Below are 23878 nucleotides of genomic sequence, written 5' to 3'. Positions count from 1 at the left end.
TTGCAGAAGGTGCTTTCTGGGGAAACGAAAGCTTGGCAACCATCGTTTCAGATGGAAAAGTTAAAGCCATTGAAGCTGGAGTTTCCAGCCAGATTGAAGGCACCTACGATATATACCCAGCGTTTGCGCCTGCTGTTGTAAAAAGCGCTACTGTTGCCCTGCGTGTTTCTGCAGATGAACACGATGCTGCTAAAGCTGCTTGGGAAGCGGTAGGGTTTTGCAACTTTGCTGACCCAGCAACACCGGGTCAAGTTGAAAGCCCTGAAGAAAACGAAAGCGGCTTTATATTTACCTTGCAAGACGACTACACGCTAGCAGTAGGCTGGGCGGGTGACCCCACTTTGGCTCCTGCCGAGTTGGTAATTCCTGAAATTGGCACAGTGGGTGGTGCGGAATACAAAGTTGCCGCTATTGCCCCTGAAGGCTTTAAGGGTGCTACTAATGTTGTTACAGTAGAAACTCCAGACAGCGTATTAACAATTGGCGAGAGCGCATTTGAAGGATGCAGCAATCTAAAAACGGCAAATCTGGCAGAAACTACGCAAACAATATCTGCCCGCGCATTTGCCGATACGGGTCTTACAACTTTCGTGCTTCCGTTTGATTTACAACAATTAGACGATCAAGCACTATCCGGGATTCACGATACCAACATTGTAGACCGCACGGGTACAGCGACTATTGCGCCAACAGTACTTAGTGACGCTACTTATGTGCAGGTATACGCTCCGTACAGCGAATCAGGTTCGTATTCTTGGAAACTTGGATTACCTATCTCGGGTAATGTTTTGCGTCCTTTTGGCGTAAGACTTGGTCAAGATTCAATCAGTATGAAAGTCGGAGAGACGGTTAGCCTTTTTGATAATGGTGGTTATTTACACGCTACAGGTCTTGCGTATCCAATATGTACCTATTCAGCAAGGTACTTCAGTATAGATGCTAATGCCGGGACGATCACAGCAATTGGCGATGGCAGCATACGATTCAAGATAAGCATAGCTATGGATATAGAGCAGGCGCGGGCAGATGGTGCCGCAGAACAACGGACAATCGTGCTTATTGCGCCATAAATTCCTACTTATCCGGGTAATCCGGAACACATAGATTTTTAGAAGCTAGGGACAGAGAGCTTGGCATACGTGTGCCTCGATCAGTAAAGGAAGAAGGAAATGAAGATACAAAGTTTACCGAATCGAATCATTTCAGGATTCGCTTCAGTGGCGCTCGTGTTGACGATGTGCCCGCTGGCATTGTCGGTTACGGCAGAGACAGCAGAAGCCGTTGATGGTGAAGTGTTGAGCGAACCGAATTTTCCGGAGGAATCTACTGCGAATCCGCAATTTAACATAACCGCGCCGCTGTTCGTTACATTTGGCGGCTCCACGGGATACGATATCTCAAACCCCGTGTCAAATGTCACGGCGCCAACATATTTTGAAAATAACGGGCGCTTTGGTGTGCATGTATCTAAGATCGAGAGTACCGAAAATACTACTGGCGGCACGACTGAAGGTGGTACGACTGGAGGAGGAACAACTGACCCGTCTGGTGGAGAGACTCCAACTAATCCATCCGGCGAAGAACCTACTGACCCATCTGGCGGAGAAACTCCAACTAATCCATCCGGTGAAGAACCTACTGACCCGTCTGGTGGAGAGACTCCAACTCCGACTGAAGCCATTCCTGTTCTTCGCGCTAAATCTGGCGACCTTTCTAAAATGAATGTGTTTAGCCTTTACCAGACTGGTAAGACAGAACAGAATGTAGATTTTGGATTTAATTCCACGAAAACAGCAAGCGCTTTTGGAAAGGGCAAAGGTGAAGCTGAATTCCCAAAGAATTATTTTTTCGCTGAGAGTGGTAAAAAAATTGATTTAACATACAGGCTTAATTTAACTAACTCGACTACCGTTGCAGGAGTTAATGCTGAAATTAATCCCGACTTAGCTACTGCTGAGGGAGCCACTTTTTATCCTCTTGCTACTGTAAAATACACATTCTCGGCTAGCGGAATATGGCTGCATGATTTGGTGGATGATACATACTATATAGCTGATCAGATTGAAGCACAGTCTAACGATATAGCGCAGAAAGCCAATAAACCAACAGAAAAAAGTGAGCAATCTGAATGGACGAGTACATCTAGTTATTACGATCGTTACATTGGATACCTGCAAAATACTCGTGCTTATGATTGTAAGATGTTTCTTCGTAATCAAGATGTTGATTGCTATCTTGTTGGCATAAATCACGATAAATTAGCCACACCAATTCCTATACCAGAAACAACAGAAACAACAGAACCAAAGCAACAAGAACGTGCAGGATTAACTTTTTGGGCTAACTATAGCGGCGATGTACTTATTTCATCTTCTGGCAAAATGAATGGGTCAGCGACTTCTGCTGGTGGCTGGAAAGAAAGTTATGCAAGAAAAACAATAAATACAAGTTCGGCTTATGGTCTTGCGACTCTTACAACAGACACTATAAATATAATAAAACCGGTTTACAAGAAATCAATTTCGGAAATTACCCGGAATGGCGATGAAGTATCATTATCGTATTGCGAAACAGTGGATAAGCTATTTGATATTTCTGACCCTGAACTACGTAATTATCGTGTAACGGATAACAATTTTTATTATGCGGGTATGCGGTATTTTGGGGAATTATGTCGTGGTGGCAAGAGTTTCTGGTTACGTGACGTAGCTTCGGAAATCAGTTTCTATTATATGAATAAGAATCACGACAAATACAACAATGTGTGGGATGCCAATGCTGATGCTACATGGTCCGCACATCTTCCTTTGTTCTGCATTTAAAAACAAACATTAATTCATATTACTGATGGAAGCATGCTGAGCGGAAGTTCAAGGTTATGCAATCGGAATGCTTTGCAACAGTGACTGCGCTCACTGCTTCCATAAACTTGTCATTGGTCCAAGGAGTACGGCAGGTATGTTAATCAAAGATATGCAAGATAAAAGAATGCGGTCCATGTGGGCGTTTCGAGCATTCATATTGCTGCTCGCGGGCTCCTTGGGTCTTGCTGCTTTGCAATGTAATGCGGCATATGCCGATGTTGTTATGTCTACACAGCTGGGCGTCAATGTGACCGAGACTCGCTCTGAAGGCGACTTTATCGGTGTTGGTGTCGATGCAAGTGGTATGGGCAGTACCGCATTGGGTATCAACGTTACAAATAGTGCTGATGGTGCCGATCAAGGCTTTACCGGTACAGGCATAGATGCAAGTGGTGTAGGTAGCACAGCATTGGGCATCAACATCACCAATAGTGCAGCCGGCAACTCTAATTTTGCTGGCACTGGAATAGATGCTAGTGGAGTTGGAAGCACTGCTTTAGGCATTAAAATAACAAATGGAGCTACCGATCATTCAGATTTCGCCGGTACCGGCATAGATGTTAATGGAGTTGGTAGCACGGCTCTTGGTGTGCGTGTGTGGAATTCATATGGTGCCGGTTTGCCTGATGGGATTTTGGTTGAGAACGTATGGGATCCTGCCGGTGGAACGTGGACATCAGATGAAACTACCATAAATGGTACATCGGATGTTTTTAGTACTGAGACAGAGATAACCGGTTACGATCGCATTCAAGCACCCGGTGTTGTAAATCGCGAGGGATACACCTTTGTGGGATGGCGCGATGTCGCTACCGACGATGTTTATTCGAATACGACACTGCCGGTGTTGGTAGACAGCACTCCTGTTCACTATGTCGCTCAGTGGAAAGCGAATAGCTTCACCGTGACCTTAGATAATCAAGGTGGCACGCCGGAGAGCAATACGGTGATAGCAACATACGATGCTTCATTACCAAAAGTAAGCGTACCTAATAAAGCTGGCTACGATTTTGAAGGATACTTCACTGAATCGAATGGCGGCGGTACACGCTATTATAAGAGCGACGGTATTGGGGATATAGCGTGGGATATCGCTAGCGATACAACTCTATTTGCGAAATGGACACCACGAAGCGATACGCGCTATGTCGTTAATCACTACAAGCAAAATGTTGCTGATGATGGATACACCTTAGCTGAAACAGAAACCCTCACTGGTACTACTGATACCTCTATTGGTGCGCTCGATAAGGGATATACCGGGTTTACTAAGACTGCGCAGTCAGGCGATACCACCATTAAAGGCGATGGCAGCTCTGCAGTAGAGGTTAAATACAATCGTAATACCTATCAGGTGGCAGCTACGGTTGAAGGTGGCGGAGCCACTATCATCGCAGGTGGCACTGGCAATTGCCGCTACGAGGCAAGCACAACAGTTAGCTGGAACGTGAAAGCTGGCTATGAAGTTACAAGTGTTACCGATAATGGTAGCGATGTTACTTCCAGTGTGGCTAACAATACACTTGCTCTCAGCAGTATTACGGGTGTACACGAAATTGTTGTAACTACGACACCTATTCAATACACCATTAATTATTTCCGCTATACAACCGGAACCGACACGGTGAAAACTGCAGAGACTAAGGTATCGACAGATAGTGTCATGCTGCCGGGGTCAAGTGAAGTAGGAAACAATGGAGTTGCTGGGCATAAGCTAAGCGGGTGGTATGCATTGCCTGTTGACAAAGTGCCAAGTGATGCTGCGCTAGATGCAACAGCTTCCACGAATGCCACTTATGAAAACTATAAGGTAGCAAACACTACTGCCGATGGCGGTGCTGTAGTTGGTGTAAGCGTGCTTGAACTGGCAGAAAAAGTCGGCGCAAAGCTAGGGCTTTCCAGTGATGCTGCTGGTGCGCAACCTGTTATCAACCTGTATGCAGCGTGGACCCCAATCTATAACGTAACAGTTACTCTCTCAGACATTGCTACACGTAGTTTCGAGCTCAAAAATGGCGAAAACGACATAGTGGCGCCAGAGCCTATCGTTTTCACGTCAAGCACACCACGCACGGTGGAAATTTCGGCAACGTCACACCTAGATATGACGGATACAGACCTGCAAAGTGCGCTTGGTGTAAATCCAACTGAACTAAACGCATTGGGCAACGAGACAGTATTTAAGTACATACCTACCAAATCGGATGGCAATCTTGATAACGAACACGCCAAACAGTTCCTAGTAAATGGCGAATCTGCAGGTGCAAAGCCTATCGGAAGCACGCCTCCTAACAACACGCTGCAAGGCAAGTTGATGCTCCATCTTGGCAATAACACAAGTATTGCCCTTGAATCGAAAGACTGGGGAGTGCTAGCAACCATATATTGGACAGCCGATATTGATGCTAGTGGCGCAGGTCCCGATAAGGGTAGTTGGCTGTATAAGAACGTCGCAGCAAGCGTAATAGCGTAACAGCATCGCAGTGAATTAGTGAAGCAATCTAGCAATCAAAGGAAACCGATGACGAACGATCAGAACAACATAAATAACAATCAGGGAAATCGTCGTGTGGGTGTGAAAGTGCCGGGCAAGCCAGCAGAACCAACGCCAAACAGACCAAGTGCTACCCGCCCTCAGACAACTTCCGCTAAATCGGCAGGCAAAAAGCGCGCCGTGATTATTGCAGTGGGTTTAGTAGTGGTAGCGCTTGCTATCTGGCTGCTTGTATGGCTGTTTGCATGCAACGGCAACACGCTTTTTGATCCCAACGCTCAAACAGGTCAGGCACCTTACAAGACTGAAGAGGAAATTCAGGCTGAGCTTGACCGTATTGTTGAAGATGGAATGTTCAACATATCTATCGCCAGCGTGATTGAATTTGAGGACGGTACCGCCTCGGGTACTGCCTACATAGAAAATGTGCCCGGCAACCCCTACAACATGCAGGTAACTATTACTGACGATTCCACAGGTGATGTGCTGTATGAGTCGGGCGTGCTTCAGCCAAACCAATACATAGAAAACATCACGCTTACACGCGATTTAGACGCGGGTACATATCCTGCCACAGCAACGTTTAGCGCCATAGATAAGAACACCTATGAAGAAGTGGGGCAGGCGGCTGCCAAGGTAACGCTGAACGTATTGAACTAACGGTACTAGGCGGCAAGGGAAGCCGCTGTACATAATCAAGAGGAAATGGCTTGAACAATAAAGGAGGAAAAGCCATGAAAAAGACTAGTAAGTTATTTGGTGCTGTAGCACTAAGTGCCGCGCTGGCTATAGGGACAGCACTGCCGGCGTTTGCAGCGGCAACGGATACTAATGTGAAAACAGAAGCATCCCACGGCGGGGCTCAAACGACTGCAAAAATTTCAACTTCCATTCCGGCAATAGATTGCACCATTCCGTTGGAGGTTCATTTTTCCACACCAATAACGGGTGGTAAATTAGTGGCGCCTGGCGATTACGGTATTACCAATAATTCCGAATCGGGTGACCTATATGTAACCAATATGAAATTTACCAATTTTAATGAGGCTGGTTGGGGATTCAAAACTACAGACGACGGGGTTTCTTCGTCTTTGGTTTCCGACAAAACCTATGGTGACATTAGTGTAAATATGTCTTATCCGAAAGCAGATGGCAGTGGCGATAGTACTGCTGTAAATGTTAAGGCTACTTCTGAAGTGAAATTTAACGAGAAAACGGACACAGCGGACTTCTTTAAGCTTACTAAAAAGAATGGAACTGCTACTGCTACTAAGGCATTAATCAAGTTCAGTGGAAAAAACAGTCCATTGAAAAAAGCGATTAACAATACTGATGCTGATCGTGTAGAGCTTTTTAAAGTGACATATACAGTTAGCTACAACCCGAGTAACGCCACCGCATACACCCTTGCTTCTTAGGCTGCGTAAGGCTACTCGACTTTTCATTCACCGATAGCGACGAATTAGGGAAACACTATGACAACACCTGACCGGAACAATATTGAACAACAAAACCCGCTTCACACCGGTCAGGTGCGCAGTTACGGCTCGAAGGATGCTGCACATGTCGCATCGGTAGGTTCTCGGGCGCACACTTCGCATACATCTAATGTGTATGCATCGGGTGTGCGCGTACCGGGTGCGCCCGCTGAACCAAACCAAGCTGCTGCGGCGAACAAGCCTACACAATCCGCCAAACCAAACAAGCCCAACAAGAAAGGCACGAGCCGCGGCAAGGCTTTCTGGATTGCAATTGTTGTTGCAATAGTAGCTATTGTGGCAATTTGCGCGCTCACTTTCGTAATGTGCAGCAGCAAGGGTGCGCGTCAGGGCGATGCTGGTCAACTTTCAGGCAAAAGCCAAGAGGAAATTCAAGCCGAACTTGACCGCATAGTGGAAGAGGGCATGTTCAACATAAGTATTGCTAGCTTCATTGAATTTCCCAATGGCTCAAGCGAAGGAGCGGTGCGCATTGAAAACGTGCCAAATAATCATTACTTAATGCGCGTGTCTATAATGCGCGATGATACAGGGGAAACAATTTATACAACCGACTTTATCGAGCCGAACCATCACATCGAAAACGACACGCTTGATGTGGATTTACCGGCTGGTACTTATCCGTGTACGGCAACGTTTTACGCCTACGACATGAACACGGAAGAATTGCGCGGTCAAGCTGCCGCCAAGGTAACGATAAGCGTGCTTGAATAGCGCAGGCTAGTAACACTAGTAAAGGGAGTAAAAATGGGACATGTTATAAGAAGACATATGGGCAAAGGGTTGGCAGTGCTTTTGAGCATATGCCTGCTTATAACCTACAATCCAGTGGCTTCTCTTGCATATGCCGCCGACACAGCTGGGCGTGTAGTGTCGAACAATGCCTACAGCGGCGGTCAAACTACGGCAACCATAACCACCACGCAAGAGATGCAGGCTGAAATTACGTATGCTGCGGGAGCTAACGCTGCATCGAATAGCAACCTAAAGCTTGCTGGGCTTGCTGAACAATATAAGCTGACGGCAAGTGCTACTGGCAATGTTGGTGGCGAAGAAGGCAGTCTTGGTTTCGCGTGGAGTTATGCCACAGCCGATGATACTGGCGCTGCAACTTCTGAATATGTACAAGTAACGAACGAGAATGCGCCGGGTGCTATACAGGGCGAATCTGGCGAAATTCTTTCGATGCACAATATAGCGGTTTCTGCCACGCAGCTAATTGCCGGGCGCGATAATCTGATAGACGGTCACTATTCTATAAAGGTAGAGGCGCAAGATTTGGTTACGCATGCCAGTGCCAGTGCCACATTTCATATGCTTGTAAGTGATAGCGCTAGTGAGTATGGCGCGCTAACGCTTACAGACGAAGCAACCGGAATAACTGTAGCGGGCAATCTTATATATATGAAAGCGCCCGGTACAAGTTTATCTGTAAGCAACGTTGGGGAAGATATGCGCGAGGCGCTTGAGGCGCTTTATCAAAACGAAGACAAAACCATGGCAGCTTATATTACGAAAGATATACAGCTGACCGCCAGCAAAACGCCATATTACGGCGAGCTTCGTATTAGCGTGCCCGTGCCTGAAATTGACCCAGATGTTACGTCGGTGGTTGTTGTGGGTAAGGCATCTGATGGCACTACCATGAACAAGACCGTAAACGTTACACGCCCAAGTGCAGGTGGCTCTGGCGGGGCGGGAGCAGAGGATGCAGTTCCTACCGTAACGTTTGATACCACCATAACTGGCTCTTTCGCTATAGCGTATGTGCCCATAGTTCGCTATACGATAGAAACTGCGATAGAACCTACCGAGCCTGCGAATATTGCTCACTTCAACGTAGACAGTAAAGTTGTAAAGCAGGGTGACAGCGTTACCTTCACCCTTATTCGCGATAATGCAGAATACGATGTGCAGTCGGTCAAACTTGTGCCGAAGGAGGGCGAGGGTGCTGGCATTGGCGGCGCATCAGATATTCCCGTGGTGGAATATAACGCCTCCACCGGCATATGCAGTTTCAAAGCCACGGGCAGCGTAACCGATTTGGTGCTTACTGCAACGCTTGCGCTGCGTCCTCCCGAGAAAAAGTGGTACACGTTTGAATCTTCAGCCAGTGGTCCCGGCAGCATTTCTGTAACTTACACCGATGCCGAGGGCAATACGGCTGTGCCACAAGATGGCAAATACGAGGAAGACACGAAGGTAACAGTAGCTGCAACAGTTAATGCCGATGCTGAAGGGGCAAGCGTGGAATCGGCTGTGCTAGTTGTGAAAAACGCCGACGGCAGCGAAGCTAGCCGTACCGACCTTTGCGAAACTGATCCAACCGGACCGTGGAATATTACGCTTAAAGGCAATAGTCAATTGACTGTTACATTTGCTGAAGGTCAGGCTCCTACAAAAGTTATAAATACTATTCAGACTACAGCAATTCCTGCAGCGGGTGGCACTATTTCTGCGCCTGCAAGTATTGATAAAGACAGCGGTGGCGCAGGCGTTGGCAAGGGCTATGCCACAATTACACCCAATGCGGGCTATGCTATAGCCGACGGCGGCGTTAAGGTTATTCGTGTGCTGCAAAGCGGCGAAGAGGAAAATGCTACAGCCGATTGCGTGCTTACCATGAATGGCAACGTTGGTACGTTGGCAATTCCATTTAATGCTGCTGTAAAAACTTACAAGGTTGAGGTTACTTTCCAGCTGCAACCGGTCACTGAATACTTTAGCGTTGGTGTTAATGTTGTGGGCGGTTTGGGCACGGTTAGTGCGAATGTTGCCGACTTATCGCATGTAAAGTCGGGCACAAATGTAACGCTTACATTGAAGCCTAATGCTGGCTATACGCTACAAAGTGATGGTGTGCTTGTAGATGGCACGGCTTGTGCGCTTACGCAAACTGGTTCGGCTGGCAACACTTATGCAGCCAATCTGGGAAGCATTGCCAAAAACACATCGGTGGCGGTTACGTTTACGTCGGTCGTAAAGCCCGAGCGCCAGCAGCGCATGATAGTTGCAAGCAGTGGCGCTGGCGGCACCATTAGTCCTGACGGTAATGTGTCGCTCTATGTTGACGAGGGTAAAAAATTCAACTTCTACGCTAATTCGGGTTACGTAATTGCTTACGTTAAGGTAAATGGCGCAACGCTTCTTGCGGATCCGCTAAATGTAGATTCTGATGCGCTTTATAAGGGCGATGTGCAGGGCGCCTACACATTTGGTGCAGGTAGCGATGCGTCTAGTCAAACTATACATGTAGCTTTTGAAAAGAAAGCAGGCTCGTCGGGCTCTACCGTGCAGACGTATACAGTATCTGCTACGGCGGGCGTAGGCGGTCGTGTTTCGGCGGCGCAAACTGTGGAAGCCGGCAAGCAGGCTAGCATAACTGCCTACCCTAGTAGTGGCTATACGGTGGCAGGAATTAGCGGGGCTTTGCCTACAACAACCACTGAAAATGCCGATGGTAGCGTTACGTATACATTCAACAATGTAGCCTCTGACATTAATGCGCAGGTTACATTTAATGCGAAACCGGTTACGCCGGGTGAGTCGCAGTATCACAACATTTATATGAACATAACCGGCACGCCTACAGATGGCACGGGCAGCCCTACAGCTACGTTTACCCCAGCGTCTTCTGACGGTTATGTAACTGTCAAAGGTGGCGATGGTGGCGCTCCAACAAAGCTTACGATAACCCCGGCTTCTGGGTATAAGGTATATGGCGTTACCATAAATGGTGCTGCTGCAGAAACTACAACAAGCAATACCGGTGCGGTTTCGCTTAACGTACCTGTGCTTATGGCAGATTGTTACGTGGTAGCCAATGTGAAGAGCGCAAATGGTACACCTACTGGTACTGGTGGCAATCCGCTAGAGGAAACGACCGACCCTGAGACTGGCAAGCCCGGCTTGAAAGATCCCATTACTGGTGAAACAGTTCCCACTGACGATAACGGCAACCCCGTTGATAAAGAAACCGGCGAAAAGCTGCCAACTAATGGCGATGGTGATGTTGTCACCGACACAACCGATCCGAATTACGGCGTGAACGACAAAGGCGAACAAGAGGTTTCAAATCCCGATAATCCGGCGGCGGTTGTGCCCGGTTCAAATGGTGAAAACATTGCAGTAATTCCAAATACTGCGCCAGACGATAAACCGGGCGGTGTTGTGGGTGGCAAGAATGCCGCAACAGGTGAAGATGCTAGCGGTGCTTTCTTGGTGGAAGATGATGGCAACGGTGGTGTGAAATATGTGCCGGTAGTTACCGATAAAGACGGCAATGTAGTTGATGGTAGCGGCAACGTAATTTACGAGAAGCAGCCAGATGGCACATATAAGAAGATGGGCACGGCAGATGATGATCCTGCGAAGTTGCCGACTGATGAAAACGGCAACGTGCAAACCGACACAAAAGACCCGAACTATGGTGTAAATGGCGAAACCGGTGAACAGGTTGTGCCTAACCCCGATAACCCGGCGGCGGTTGTGCCCGGCGCGGGTGGTGCGAACATTGCTGTAAAGCCCGATAAGGGCACAGATGACAAACCGGGGGATGTTGTTGGTGGCACAAATGCAGCTACAGGTGAAGACAGCGGTGGTGCTTTCATAGTTGAAGATGACGGCGAAGGTGGCATAAAGTATGTACCAGTTTCCACCGATGAAGACGGCAATGTTTTGGATAACAATGGCAATGTTGTTTACGAGAAACAGCCCGATGGCACATACGATAAAGTTGGCGATGGCGCGCCCGCAAAACTTCCAACCGATACAAACGGTAACGTGCAAACCGACCCGACCAACCCCAATTACGGCGTGAATAGCGAAACGGGCGAACAAGAGGTTGTAAACCCTGTAAAACCTACGCCGGTAGACTCTGACAACAAAGCGTTCATTCCGCAGACCGACACTTCCAAAAAACTTGATGACGGCACTACCGTAACGGTGGCTGAAAGCAAAGATGGCAGTCAAATTCCTGTCATTCAAAAAACGGAAGGCGGCAATTATTATCCGACCATTACCGACAAAGATGGAAATGTGTTGGATACCAATGGCAACGTGGCATTGAAGCCTGTAAAGGATGCTGGCGGAAACATTACCGGCTATGAGGATGTGCGCAAGCCAGACTCTACTACTGGTAAGTTGCCCGAGATTGCAACGCTGCCTGTGGGCGATGGCAATAAGGTGCATACTGATACGTCTGATCCGAATTATGGTGTCAACAACAAGGGTGAGCAGGTTCTTCCGAACCCAGATAATCCAGCGGCGATAGGCAATAGTAATCAGGCATTCATTCCGCAGCTTCCAGCTGATGAAAATGGCATAGTTGTTGGCAAAGACAAAGATGGCAACGCTATTCCAATGGTAGAAACCCCCGATAAGCCGGGCTATTATGTACCAGCTGTCACCGACAGTGATGGAAACGTGCTAGACGGCAATGGCAATGTTGTTTACACGCCTGTAACCGATGGTGGCGGCAATACTGTAGGGTATAAACCCGCTGCGGGTACAAGTGGAGGCACGCCGAGTACGCTACCTGCGGGACCTAGTGGCAGCATTCAGACAAGCACTAACAACCCAGAATATGGTGTAAATGGCGAAACCGGTGAACAGGTTGTTCCAAACCCCGATAACCCGGCGGCGGTTGTGCCCGGCGAAGGCGGCGAAAATATTGCTGTTCTGCCGAATGCCAGCGCAAACGATAAACCGGGAGACATTATTAGCGGTACAAATGCGGCAACAGGTGAAAATAGTAACAGTGCATTTGTCGCAGAAGATGATGGCGAAGGCGATATAAAGTATGTACCGGTTGCCACTGACAAAAATGGTAATGTGCTAGATGACAGCGGTAATGTAGTTTATGAGAAACAGGAAGACGGTACTTATAACAAAGTTGGTAGCGGCAAGCCTGCGAAGCTTCCTGCTGGCACCGATAAAAATGTACAGACCGACACTTCGCGCCCAGTTTATGGTGTGGATGGCAATAGCAAAAGTCCTACATACGGTCAGCAAATTGTGGCTAACCCTGATTATCCAGCGGCGGTTACCGATGGAAAAATTGCAGTATATCCGGTGGCTGATGGCACCGAGCCTGTGGGCAGTATAGTGCCCGGCAATTCAGCTGACGGCACCTCAACCAATGTGAAGTTCAAGGTTAGCAAGAACGAAGCGGGCGAGACGGTATATATTCCTGTGGCTATTGATGCGGCGCCTGAATACATTGACGATTTGGGTAATAAAGTTGGTAACGACGACAAAGATGCTATGCCTGTTGTGCTTGGACCCGACGGAAACTATCATGCCATGACAGCTGACAAGTTGTATGGCGTGGCACAAGATTGCACGCAGGTTTACACGAATCCAGATAATCCGGCTATTGTGGATGCGTCGTCGAAAGTGTTGTTCCCGACAGACAATTATAAAAACGTACAGAATTATGTCGGCGAAATACAAAACGGCGCGAATCTGCACGACACAAATGTCGCTAAGAGCAATGGTGCGTTCAAAGACAGCTCCACTTCTGAAAATGCTAAGGCTGGGCAGCCTGTACAGGTAATAACTAGTTCTGTGGGCACATGGGTAAATGTAATTCCGCTTGGACCTGATGGGCATTATCATCCCGACGAGAGCGATGAGTTGTTTGGCGTGGAAAAGTCTGGCGATAGTTACACTCAGGTGCTGCGCGTGGAATACAGCACCGGTACGAACGACGATTCGCTTGGTAGCGTTGAGCCGCCGAATTGGGTTACTAAGGGTCGCAGCGCGGTTTATGTTGTAAAGCCAGCCGCAGGATATCAGCTTGAGGATGCATGGCTTGACGACAACTTAAGTGTTGACACTAATGTGAAATATGAAGTGCGCGCAAGCCGCACGCTGGGCGCTGTGGCGGGAAGCGATAAGGCTGGTGTTGCTAATGGCGGGCGTGCATCTAACAGTGTGATGAAGTATGCGACTACCAAAAACGGTGTAACTGAAATTACCATTCCGCAAGCAACTAAGAGCAGTTTGCTTTCTACAAGATACACGAAGGCTACCAACCCTACGGACAATCCAAATACGCCGCCAATTGTTAAGCACCACATTACGGCTAGCGTTAATGGAGCTCATGGCAATGTTGCGCCTTCAGGTATGGTAGAAATTGCTGATGGTGCAAGCCTGACATTCTCGTTCATGCCAGAAAGTAGCAATTACACAGTTGCCGATGTTGTGGTGGATGGCGCATCTGTTGGCGCGCCTGCATCATATACATTCACAGATGTGAAGGCCGATCATACGTTGGTTGTTAGCTTTAAGGCTAAGGGCATTGTTGGTGGATACAATCCGGCTACAAGAACTGTGAAAACGCTGCAAAGTTTGGCGCAAACGGGCGATTTGAATGCGCCTGCGCTGCTGTTGCTTTCTGCAATAGCTTGCGGTGCGCTTGGTGTAGCCATACTGTCGAACGGTCGCAATGCTGGTCGTAGAAAAGCAGCACCAGTAAGGCGCAGTTTATAAGATTTGCGAAAAGAATACGCGCAGGGCATTTGTTCTGCGCGTATGCTGCGCGCTCTTTTACTCTAACTTGCCTTAAATATACCCACTGTTTCTTGGTGGTATGTTTGCGGAAACATGTCTACCGGAGTGGCTGTCTCTAGCGTGAAGCCGCGCCTGTGCAATGCGGCGGTATCGCGCGCAAATGTTTGCGGGTCGCAACTTACATAAGCTAATCGCTTCGGTGCTGCATTTGCTATAGCGGCTATAACTTCTTTAGAAAGACCGCTTCTAGGCGGATCAACCACAGCGGCATCTACTACCCCAATTTCGGGTAATGCGCGCGCCACATCGTCACCGATAATTTCTATATCGCAATTGTTGTATTGCGCGTTGCGGCGAAGATCGCGTACAGACGACCCCTCAAGTTCTATAGCAACTACATCGGCACCTGTTTGCGCTATTGGCAAGCTAAAGGTTCCCGCTCCAGAATATAAATCTGCTACCAGCTCGTCGCCTTCCAAGTTCAGCTCCGCCATAACCAGCTCTACTAATTTTTCGGCTTGAGCGGTATTAACTTGAAAAAATGAAGGTGCCGAAATGGCAAAACTGGTGCCGGCAAGTTCTTCTTTCCAAAATCCGGCGCCTTCCAGTGTTTCCACCTTTTTCACCTTGCGTGCAGCTCCGGGCTCTGCCACAACGCGCACAACCGATGTAGCGCGCAGAGCATCTTGCAGCGTTTTGGCTACAGCGGTGCGCGGAAATGCCGCAGGCGCAGTCCACAGGGCTATTTCGGTGCTTTTTGTGCGCAGGCTTGCGCGAACACCTACGCGGTATATTCCCAAATCGTCTGCCCCTTGCAAAAAGCGAATAGCTCCTGTAAGCGATTTTGGCGCGCCTTCCAAAAAACGGTTTGCTAGGGGAGTGCGCGGCACATCCACTATATCTTGGCTTCCCGCTTCATGCATTCCCAGCGTAAATTTGCCTGCTTCGTTCGTGAATGCGGAAAGCTCTATTTTGTTGCGATATCCCCATTCGCGCTTGCTAGGCACGCATTCGCTAACCGTCTTTTCAACATATTGCCTGTCAAGTTTACCTACGCGCACTAGCGCTTCTACAAGGTTGCATCTTTTGGCATGCAGCTGCGCGCTGTATTCCAAGTGCGCCCACGGTGCGCCAGGAATGCATCCTGACACTGTATATTTCGGGTCAAGCTTTGCGCGTAAGCTGGATGGCTTCACTATGTTGACCAGCTCAGCCACAGCAAAAGATGGCTTTTCGTCGGTTATTCGTATTTCGCACACATCTTCGGGTGCGCCACCTTCCACAAAAACGGTTTTCCCGTTTTCCATATGTCCAATGGCTGCTGCTCCGTATCCCATGCGCTCTATAGTTACAGTTGTGCTCAAAGCGTACTCCTAGAAATTATCTGTTGTTTGCCTATCATACACGCACGCATATCGATAGCGTATAATTGCCTTCAGTGCCCTTGTAGCTCAGTGGATAGAGCACTTGCCTCCGGAGCAAGGTGTCGCAGGTTCGACTCCTGTCAAGGGCACCAGTTTTACTTCGCCATAAACTGCGCGCCGAAACGCTTAAAAACACGCAGCTTCTCTGTTAGTAAATAATAATTCTCAAAAAGTAAAATATAATCTGTATGTATTTTCGGAATGGAGATTATGAAAAATTTAATTGCACAATTCGCCAAATTTGGAGTAGTCGGTGGAATAGCTTTCCTGATCGACTATGGCGTTATGGTTTTTCTGACCGAGGTTTTCGGAATAAACTACCTGATAAGCGCTACTATTTCATTTACGGTGTCGGTCATATTTAATTATTTGGCATCTATGCGCTATGTGTTTACCCATAAAGAAGACATGAGCCGCCGGCGCGAATTTATTATCTTCATTGTGCTATCGGTTATAGGCTTAGGGCTAAACGACCTGCTCATGTGGGTATTTACTGGTCTTTTGGGCGTAACGTATCTAATTAGTAAGATAATCGCCACGGCATTTGTTACTGTTTACAATTTCGTAACTCGTAAAATTTTTCTGGATGCGGGAAATCAGCAATAAGCTTGCAGGCTGGTGAATATCAGGAGGCAAAACAAGTATTTGGCATACTTTTGCTGCAATTAACCTGAAACAAATTCAATCTAAGCACTTGTTATTCGTTCAGTATGCGCTATGTGTGATAGAATCACTAACGATTATGACTAAATACTAATACTATGCGGAAAGCGAGTTTTCAATGTCTTTATACACGCCAGAATACAAACCGAATGGTAAAGAGGTTGCGGTATTAGAAACTTCTAAGGGCACTATCCGTGTTCAGCTGCATGGTAACGATGCGCCAATACATGTAGGAAATTTTGTAGAACTGGCTGGTAAAGGCTTCTACGATGGCATTAAATTCCATCGCTATGTTCCGGGTTTTGTAATTCAAGGCGGCGATCCGAATACTCGCGATGCCAGCGCGGAAGATGTTATTGCAGGCAATGGTCCGTTTGGCACCGGTGGTCCGGGCTATTCAATTCACGAAGAATTTACGACTAATCCGAACAACCAACACTTAGATGGCACTTTGGCTATGGCTCGCAGCCAGAATCCGAACTCGGCTGGAAGCCAGTTCTATTTCTGCTTGGGCGATCAGCCGTTTTTAGATGATGGCTACACTGTTTTTGGTCAAACCATTGATGGTATGGACGTTATCGGTAAGCTGCGTGTTGGGGATGTTATCGAATCTGTCCGTATAGAGAACGAGGCTTAGATGTCGCGATCTTCGAAATCGGAGATAATCAGTGAACAATAGTCTGTTCAAACAAGCTAGCCTGTTATACGACTCAGGCGACTATCGCGGTGCGCTGCGTAAGTATACAGCGTGCCTAAAAGATAACAGTGTGCCTTTTCAGCTAGGCGAGTTGGGTCTTATCTATCATCATATAGGCAATTGTTTGGTGAAGTTGAAGAACCCTACTGAAGCTATTAAGGCATACGTTCAGGCAGCAAGCGATAGTTCTTATCAGGCGAAAGGCGCTCTGAATAACAACATAGGCATGGCATACGCTTCTCTGCGCGACTATGAAAATGCGGTCGTGCATTTTGAGAAGGCGGTAGCTGACCCAACGTATGAATCGCCTTACAAGGCGTATATGGGCATGGGTAACGCCCAATTGAAACTGGGGCGCAGCGCCGAGGCGGGAATGTCTTTCCGCGAGGCTGCATTAGACGAGGAAAATCCCGATCCGGCGAAGGCGTTGCTGAACTTGGGCGTGTGCTTTATGTCGCTCGACCGCCCGGAAGATGCGATAGCGTCTTATCAAAGCGCGTTCGATTTTGACATGTCGCAAGATACGCGCAATCGTTTAAATTCCAGCATGGGTCAGGCGTATGCAGCTGCCGGGTATGCGGCTGAAGCTGTTGAGGCGTTCAATAAAGCCACAAGCGATCCTAATTATGTTTTGTCCGATTCTGCTGCGGTCGATTATCAGCGATGCGTTGCCACTTTATCGCGCGCTGGGGCAGATGCTGCAGCGGTAGACACGTCGGGGCTCGATGTTAGCGTAGAGAGCCACTATTTTGATGATGGTGGCGATCCGTTCTTCTATGATGAAGGCTATAGCGATGAAGATATGCAAATGCCCGGTTTCATCGATGCCTACGATGATGAAGATGAGGACCGATTCTTCAAAGCTACCGACGATGAATTGGAGCAGTGGTCCCGCGGTTTAGCGAAAAAGGATCGCAAGCGTCGCAATGTAGGGCTCAAAATTCTGATAGCTGTTATTGTTGTTGTAGTTTTACTGTTGGGCGCTGCCGTTTTTGCGTTTACGCAAGGTTTTGGCTTCCCCACTCAACAAGCGGTTGCAGAGCAGCTATTCAATAACCCTGACGAAGCCAAGAATAACTTGTTTGCCGATTCGCTTAGCGAAGCAAACGTTAACTCTATAGTGGCTCCCGTAGTGCAAGACCCCAATGTTTCTATAGACGGGGTAAATCGTTCTATGAGCGAATCTACTGTGTATGCCACAGCAACTACCGATCAGGGCGGCAAAATTACATACAAGATAGATATGGTACGCGATTTTGTCGGCTGGAAAATATCTGGGATAGAACTCTACTTCCCAAGTCAGAATAGTTAATTTAGCAGGAGGAAAACATGGCAGAAGAGAAAACTTATTCGATGATAAAACCCGATGGCGTGCACAACGGTCATATTGGTGAAATTGTGAACCGTTTTGAGCGCGCGGGTTTGAAGATAGAGCGCATGGAACTTGGCATGGTTACGATGGAGCAAGCTAAGGCAAACTACGCCGAGCACGAGGGCAAACCTTTCTACGATGGGCTTATTAGCTACATCACGTCTGGTCCTGTGGTGAAAATGGTTATATCTGGCGCAGGTGCTGTGGCGAAGTGCCGCAGCCTTATGGGCGCTACAAACCCGGCAGAGGCGGCTCCCGGGACAATTCGCGGCGATTTCGGTCTTATCATGGACGAAAATGTTATACACGGCAGCGATTCTGTTGAATCCGCCGAGCGCGAAATAAAGATTTTCTTTAATTAATTCAACAGACATATTTTTCCAAATGTGCAGGGCGGTGCTTAGGTGCCGCCTTTTTGTTGTGTAGCATATGACCTTTCGGCGATGTGGTTTGCTAGTAAGCCGCATACTCATTTAATATGGGAGTACTTATAAAAAACGTGGAAAGGGCTCTATGCTTTACAGAGTCATCGATGCGAATGAACTACCTGCCTTGGTTGAAGCGTTCATGCGCGACTACGAAGTGATAGCGCCTGTGCGTAGCGGGAAGAGTTTTGCGTTTGAGACGGTGCATTCGTTTGATGAGATAGTGCTGGACTATCCAACCACTCTTACATCGCTTAAAAAGTATTTGTTACCCCCGCGTGAAACTCTTTTTGAATACGACATGGAAGATGGCGTAACCGACTACGTGTTGCAGGTGCGCCCGCGCGTGCTATTCGGTGCTCATGCATGCGATATTAACGCTATGAACAACCTAGATTTGGTGTTCGACGATAAGCGCTATCCCGATCCTTATTATGAGGCTCACAGACGCGCAACCATGATAGTTGGTATAGGCTGTATTCCCAGCGATTCATGTTTTTGCCATCTGCTAGATTCTGGCGAAGTGCGCAGCGGCTACGATCTGTTTTTGGCTGATATAGGTGGGCGCTACTTGGTATCTATCGGAAGTGTAGAAGGCGCTAACATTTTAGAGGCTGCCTGCAATCCGCGCGAAGCTACCGATGCTGACAGGCGGGCTTTCCGTGAATATACGCGCCGTCGCCAGCAGGCGTTTAACCCGGACATTCCCAGCGTACAGGAAATTCCCATGCTAATGGATGCTTTCCATTCTGACGATTTTTGGGAAGAGCTGGGAAGCAGATGCCTTAATTGCACTGCATGCGCCAGCGTGTGCCCCACTTGCTACTGCTTCGATATCTGCGACGTGTTAGATCCTAATGCGCAGACCGGGCGGCGCGAACGTGTGTGGGATGCGTGCACGTCTCCGCAGTTTGCGCTTGTAACAGGCGGGCATAATTTCCGCTCCGGCACGCGCGAGAGGGTGCGCCACAGAATGTATCACAAACTAAATGGCTTCAATTCAAAGTATGGACGCTATTTGTGTGTGGGATGTGGTCGGTGTGTTCACGCATGCAAGACCGATATTTCGCCAATAAAGGTACTTGAATTCTTCGAGCGAAAGGGGGCTGAAGATGCCGAGTAGTACTAGCGTACATGTAGGACCGCTTGCTCACGACGTTGTTGCAATGGATGGCGCTCAGATGATGTTCGAGAACCCCTATCGTCCGTGGGAAGCGCGTATAACATCTATAACTCCCCTTACGGAAAACGAGAAGCTTTTTGAATTTCGCCTAATAGACGAGCGCATTCGTGCGGCTTTTCACCACGAGCCCGGTCAATTTGTTGAGGTCAGCATTTTTGGAGTGGGCGAGGCGCCTATTTCTATATCTAGTTCGCCGTCTAAGGGTGGCTTTATTGAATTGTGCGTGCGCCGTATGGGTGAATTTACGACGCGCCTGCATCAGATGCAATGCGGCGACATTGTTGGTCTTAGAGGTCCGTATGGTCGTCCGTTCCCATTTGACGATATGCGCGGGCACGACGTGTTGCTTGTAGCTGGCGGTTTGGGCATAGCGCCGCTGCGTTCGCTTATTAATAACATTCACGACGAACGTAGCGATTTTGGAAACGTTACCATTATCTATGGTTCCAAAAATCCAAGTGAAGTTATGTTTCGCGATCAGTTCGAAATGTGGCGACATCGCAAAGACTTCGATTTATACCTGACTGTGGATAATCCGGACGATACGTGGGATGGCGAAGTGGGGCTTGTTACTGCTCCGTTTTCGCACCTGCAGGTAGATCCTGATAATACATTTGGCGCCGTATGTGGACCTCCGGTTATGTACAGATTCGTCGTGGAAGAGATGCGAAAGAAAGGCATACCTTACGATCGTATTTATATGAGCTTCGAACGCCATATGAAATGCGGCATGGGAAAATGCGGACATTGCCAAGTTGGGCATCAATACTGTTGCATAGATGGACCTGTATTTAATTACTGGGAAGCTAAAAATATACAAGACAGTATGTAATAAGGCACCACTTCGTTGAGCGTGAGGTAGATTTGAGCGAAACAACAAACATACCGCGAGTTGTGGTTATAGGGCTGGCTAGTTGCTTTGGCTGTCAGATAAACATAACCAATATAGAATCGCATCTTATGGAAGTGCTTGGTCAGATTGATGTGCGCTATTGGCAATTAACTTCCAGCGATACTATGCCTGATGAATTTGATGTGGCTGTCATAGAAGGTGCAGCTACTACAAAAGAAGCGCTTGAAACTTTAGCTAGCGTGCGTGAACGTGCGAAAGTTGTTATAACCATAGGAGCTTGCGCAGCCACCGCGGGTATTCCCGGCATGGCTGCGCCAGAATGGCAGGATCGCATAAACGACGTATACGGCGACAATACACCGGCTATAGTGTCTGATATTGCATGTAAGCCTCAGGCTGTGCATGATGTAATAAAAGTAGACTACGAAGTGCCTTGCTGCCCAATAGATCCTTACGCTTTTGTCCATGTTTTGCAGAAGGCTCTGTATGGCAGTAATGAATACAGTCGCACTTCAACAATGTGCGGTGAATGTAAACGCAACGAGCGCGGTTGTTTTTACGGGCGCGGAATTCTATGTATGGGAATGATAACTAAGCAGGGTTGTGGCGCGCGGTGCCCGAATTTGGGCAGACCATGCAATGGCTGTGCGGGATTATCGCCGGATGCTAATTTGGATGCTGCTCGTGTTGTTGTGCAGCACAGCGGTGTGCCGCTAAAACGTTTTAACGATGCACTTGCAATGTTTAACCAAGATGACCCTAGGATTGCGCTATGACTAAGACTCGCATTGAAGTTGACCATGTAGCTCGTATAGAGGGCCACGGTGACATACATTTAGAGATAGCAGATGGCAAAGTAGAGCGTTGCGAATTTGCTGTTACGGAGCCTGCTCGCATGTTTGAAGGCATGGTACGCGGCAGATACTTTGAAGAAGTGCCCTATATCTCTTCGCGTGTTTGCGGCATTTGTTCAGCTAGTCATACTGTAACTGACATTCTTGCCATAGAGCGCATTTTTGGAGTAGAGGTAACGCCGCGCACGCGAGCCATTCGCCAGTTGCTAATTTACGGCAGCTTTTTGCAGAATCATGCAACGCATTTATTCGTGTTTGCCGCGCCCGACTTTTTGGGGCATAAGAGCGTTTTTCCTCTTGCCGACGCTAGTCCGCAAATTTTTGAAGGCGCGCTTGCCTTGAAAGGTCTGGGAAACGAACTATGTAATAAGGTTGGCGGTCGCTCTATTCATCCTATAACTGCAGTAGTAGGAGGATTTACGAACGAACTTTCCCCGGCAGAGTATATAGAGCTGGCAGACAAGATGGACTCAATGCTCGATTTTGCTCTGCAGGCAGTAGATTTGTTTAACGACTTTTCGGTTTCTAGTTTTGAAACCGAAGGTGATATGCTGGCTATGGTGAATCCCGGGGAATACCCCATTGTCGGTTCCGATAAAGTGCAATTTGTGCGTGCGGGCATTAGCTTTGATTGTCAGAATATAAATGACTATATAGAAGAGTATGCACTAGATCATTCTGCGGCATTTTTGGCTGTGATGCGCGAGAACAAGCGTCCTTATTTTGCGTCGGCGCTTGCGCGTGTCAATTCATCTTGGGATGCGCTTACCGAGCCTGCGCGCTTTGCGGCAGCTAAGGCAGGGCTGCGTCCGCCTGAGTATAATCCGTTTGCCAATAATGTGGCTCAGGCGGTAGAGATTGTGGACGCGCTTATTCGCTGCAGTTCTATTTGTCGTGCTTTAGCAAAAGATGAATTTGAGGGAACAAGCACGCCTGTTGAATTTCAGGTTCGTGCTGGTCGCGGTGTTGGATTTACGGAAGCCCCTCGCGGAGCGCTTTTCCACGAACTTGAGATAGACAATGAAGGGCGCATAGTTAGTGCCAACATAATTACTCCTACTTCGCAAAATATTGCCAACCTTGAAGCGGATATGCGCCTTCTTGCCACTTTGCTCGTTGAAGAAGGCAAAGCACCTGACGACATACAACTAGAAATTGAGAAATTAGTTCGTGCATACGATCCTTGTCTAAGCTGCTCTGTGCATTAGCGCTATAAGGCAGGTGCCGCTGCTGCTTTATCGTTCAATTCAAGATAATAAATTTTATAAAACACCCGTTCGGTAGTTATATCGAACGGGTTTTCGTTTTGTGTGCATAGTGGGACATTTAGCTCATAAAGTGGTCCGAAAATGCATAAAAATGTTGCAAAGTGGGGCAAAGTGTCATAAGATTTCATTCACGGAAGCCTTGTGGGGTTTTGAAACGCAGTATCAATCGAATCAAAACATCACATAAATGCAGAATGGGGTTACGCTGAATGGCAAAAGCCGTCACAGAAGAGAAACTCGCTGATCGACCCCTCCTGGTCGATCTGTTTGGTGAGTTTCGCTTTAAGGTTGACGCCAAAGGTCGTATGGCTCTCCCCGCGAAATTCCGCAAGGTTCTCCCGAGCGAGCTAATCGTTTCTCGTGAACTTCAGGATGAATGCCTTTACGTGTTTACTCCTGATACATTCAACGAATGGGTTGAACAACTTTTTATCGATCGTTTTGGTGGTTACAACGCATCAGATCGTCGCCATGTGCTTATGCGCAGCAAATTGAAGTCGCGTGCTGATGAAGTGGAAATTGATTCATCGGGTCGCATAATGCTTAAGCCGGAACTTCGCGAGGCTTGCTCAATAGAGCGTGAAGTGGTTGTAGTTGGCAACACTGGGCATTTCGAAATTTGGGATGCAAGCACCTACGATAAGACAATGGACGACATCGATTTGGGAGCTTTCTACGAAAGCGACAAGAAGAAAGATAGCGATTGGAAGGAATCGGCTTTAGCCGATGATCTCGAGTTGAGGGTAGCGCGGTAATGTCTGCATAAG

The 23878-nt window shown here is 47.9% G+C and carries 17 protein-coding genes and 1 tRNA gene; 17 read left to right on the top strand and 1 reads right to left on the bottom strand.

Features of this window, described 5'->3' with window-relative positions:
- The 7 genes from G7Y37_RS04665 to G7Y37_RS04635 all read left to right on the top strand — a co-directional run.
- Positions 1-1070 (top strand): leucine-rich repeat domain-containing protein (locus G7Y37_RS04665; RefSeq protein WP_206214097.1); only part of this gene is annotated, 1070 nt, incomplete at its 5' end.
- 99 nt (positions 1071-1169) lie between these two features.
- The gene (locus G7Y37_RS04660; protein ID WP_165062307.1) at positions 1170-2822 is read left to right on the top strand and encodes a hypothetical protein; all 1653 of its coding nucleotides are present in this window, start codon (positions 1170-1172) and stop codon (positions 2820-2822) included.
- 136 nt (positions 2823-2958) lie between these two features.
- Positions 2959-5337: an InlB B-repeat-containing protein gene (locus G7Y37_RS04655; RefSeq protein WP_165062306.1), complete on the top strand. Its 2379-nt coding sequence runs from the start codon at positions 2959-2961 to the stop codon at positions 5335-5337.
- Positions 5338-5385: 48 nt separating this feature from the next.
- Positions 5386-6018: a hypothetical protein gene (locus G7Y37_RS04650; protein WP_165062305.1), complete on the top strand. Its 633-nt coding sequence runs from the start codon at positions 5386-5388 to the stop codon at positions 6016-6018.
- A 74-nt stretch (positions 6019-6092) separates the two neighbouring features.
- Positions 6093-6776: a hypothetical protein gene (locus tag G7Y37_RS04645; RefSeq protein WP_165062304.1), complete on the top strand. Its 684-nt coding sequence runs from the start codon at positions 6093-6095 to the stop codon at positions 6774-6776.
- 57 nt (positions 6777-6833) lie between these two features.
- Positions 6834-7571 carry a hypothetical protein gene (locus G7Y37_RS04640; RefSeq protein ID WP_165062303.1) on the top strand — a complete coding sequence of 246 codons (738 nt, stop codon included), beginning with the start codon at positions 6834-6836 and terminating at the stop codon, positions 7569-7571.
- A 33-nt stretch (positions 7572-7604) separates the two neighbouring features.
- Entirely contained in the window at positions 7605-14351 is a 6747-nt protein-coding gene (locus tag G7Y37_RS04635) for a hypothetical protein (RefSeq protein WP_165062302.1), read from the top strand.
- Between the two features lie 62 nt (positions 14352-14413).
- Here G7Y37_RS04635 and rlmD read toward each other — a convergent pair whose 3' ends face one another.
- Positions 14414-15736 carry a 23S rRNA (uracil(1939)-C(5))-methyltransferase RlmD gene (gene rlmD / locus G7Y37_RS04630; RefSeq protein ID WP_165062301.1) on the bottom strand — a complete coding sequence of 441 codons (1323 nt, stop codon included), beginning with the start codon at positions 15734-15736 and terminating at the stop codon, positions 14414-14416.
- 76 nt (positions 15737-15812) lie between these two features.
- On the opposite strand from rlmD, the gene G7Y37_RS04625 reads away from it, so the two are divergent.
- The 10 genes from G7Y37_RS04625 (at position 15813) to G7Y37_RS04580 (ending at position 23866) form a co-directional block, all read left to right on the top strand.
- Positions 15813-15888: transfer RNA gene (locus tag G7Y37_RS04625), tRNA-Arg, on the top strand.
- 118 nt (positions 15889-16006) lie between these two features.
- Positions 16007-16402 (top strand): GtrA family protein, encoded by a 396-nt coding sequence (locus tag G7Y37_RS04620; protein ID WP_165062300.1) that lies wholly within the window; start codon positions 16007-16009, stop codon positions 16400-16402.
- Positions 16403-16577: 175 nt separating this feature from the next.
- A complete protein-coding gene (locus G7Y37_RS04615; RefSeq protein ID WP_165062299.1) occupies positions 16578-17096 on the top strand; it encodes a peptidylprolyl isomerase in 519 nt (172 codons plus the stop codon).
- Between the two features lie 31 nt (positions 17097-17127).
- Positions 17128-18468 carry a tetratricopeptide repeat protein gene (locus G7Y37_RS04610; protein ID WP_165062298.1) on the top strand — a complete coding sequence of 447 codons (1341 nt, stop codon included), beginning with the start codon at positions 17128-17130 and terminating at the stop codon, positions 18466-18468.
- 17 nt (positions 18469-18485) lie between these two features.
- The gene (gene ndk, locus G7Y37_RS04605) at positions 18486-18890 is read left to right on the top strand and encodes a nucleoside-diphosphate kinase (RefSeq protein WP_165062297.1); all 405 of its coding nucleotides are present in this window, start codon (positions 18486-18488) and stop codon (positions 18888-18890) included.
- Positions 18891-19041: 151 nt separating this feature from the next.
- On the top strand, positions 19042-20076 hold the full coding sequence (locus tag G7Y37_RS04600) for a 4Fe-4S dicluster domain-containing protein (RefSeq protein WP_165062296.1): 1035 nt from the start codon (positions 19042-19044) through the stop codon (positions 20074-20076).
- Complete coding sequence (locus G7Y37_RS04595; protein ID WP_165062295.1) at positions 20066-20968, top strand: FAD/NAD(P)-binding protein; 903 nt, start codon at positions 20066-20068, stop codon at positions 20966-20968. Before G7Y37_RS04600 ends, G7Y37_RS04595 begins: the two co-directional genes overlap by 11 nt.
- A 32-nt stretch (positions 20969-21000) precedes the next feature.
- The gene (locus G7Y37_RS04590) at positions 21001-21765 is read left to right on the top strand and encodes an NADH:ubiquinone oxidoreductase (protein WP_241156007.1); all 765 of its coding nucleotides are present in this window, start codon (positions 21001-21003) and stop codon (positions 21763-21765) included.
- On the top strand, positions 21762-23051 hold the full coding sequence (locus G7Y37_RS04585; RefSeq protein WP_165062294.1) for a Ni/Fe hydrogenase subunit alpha: 1290 nt from the start codon (positions 21762-21764) through the stop codon (positions 23049-23051). The genes G7Y37_RS04590 and G7Y37_RS04585 overlap by 4 nt, the downstream gene beginning before the upstream one ends.
- A gap of 269 nt (positions 23052-23320) precedes the next feature.
- Positions 23321-23866 (top strand): division/cell wall cluster transcriptional repressor MraZ, encoded by a 546-nt coding sequence (locus G7Y37_RS04580; protein ID WP_165062293.1) that lies wholly within the window; start codon positions 23321-23323, stop codon positions 23864-23866.
- Positions 23867-23878: the final 12 nt, after the last annotated feature.

The organism is Adlercreutzia sp. ZJ154 (genome assembly GCF_011039055.1).
Taxonomy (GTDB): domain Bacteria; phylum Actinomycetota; class Coriobacteriia; order Coriobacteriales; family Eggerthellaceae; genus Adlercreutzia_A.
Note: the sequence above shows the minus strand (reverse complement) of the source record. Positions and strands in the feature narration are given on the sequence as shown.